At 65.2% G+C, this 221-nt stretch carries 1 protein-coding gene; it reads left to right on the top strand.

Annotation, left to right across the window (positions count from 1 at the left end):
• Window positions 1–221, top strand: a 221-nt coding sequence (locus ACZ9XP_RS18085) for a hemagglutinin repeat-containing protein (protein WP_465188979.1), incomplete at both ends; no start/stop codon positions are given.

Below are 221 nucleotides of genomic sequence, written 5' to 3'. Positions count from 1 at the left end.
AAAGAAAACGGCGACACCGACAGCTACACCGAAACCCATATCACCGCGGGGCAAACCCTCACCCTGAATAGCGGCCGCGACACCACGCTCACCGGTGCGCAGGCCAGTGGCGACACCATCGCGGCCAACGTTGGCCGCAACCTTACCCTCACCAGCCAGCAAGACCAGGACCACTACGCCAGCCAGCAGCGCAGCATCAGCGCCGGCGGCAGCGTGGCCAT

The sequence above is a fragment of the Vogesella perlucida genome (assembly GCF_979366545.1).
The sequence above is the reverse complement of the archived record's forward strand: the minus strand, read 5'-3'. Positions and strand labels throughout refer to the sequence as shown.